The organism is Domibacillus sp. 8LH, assembly GCF_038806185.1.
Lineage (GTDB): Bacteria > Bacillota > Bacilli > Bacillales > Domibacillaceae > Domibacillus > Domibacillus indicus_A.
The window spans coordinates 1-231 of sequence record NZ_JAVJNG010000361.1; the positions used below are offsets into that span (position 1 = coordinate 1).

Here is a 231-nt window from a genome sequence, read left to right on the forward strand (position 1 = left end):
TAGCGAAGTGGCTAAACGCGGCGGACTGTAAATCCGCTCCTTCGGGTTCGGCAGTTCGAATCTGCCCCCCTCCACCATTTTCCTAAAGGAACATATACAAACATGTTCTTTTTCTTCTTTTTTGGGGTATACTACATAACAGATAACATCAATGGGCTATAGCCAAGCGGTAAGGCAACGGACTTTGACTCCGTCACGCGAAGGTTCGAATCCTTCTAGCCCAGCCATTTT

The 231-nt window shown here is 47.2% G+C and carries 1 tRNA gene; it reads left to right on the top strand.

Annotation, left to right across the window (positions count from 1 at the left end):
• Positions 1 to 152: 152 nt before the first annotated feature.
• Positions 153 to 227: transfer RNA gene (locus RG959_RS25020), tRNA-Gln, on the top strand.
• The last annotated feature ends 4 nt before the right edge of the window (positions 228 to 231 follow it).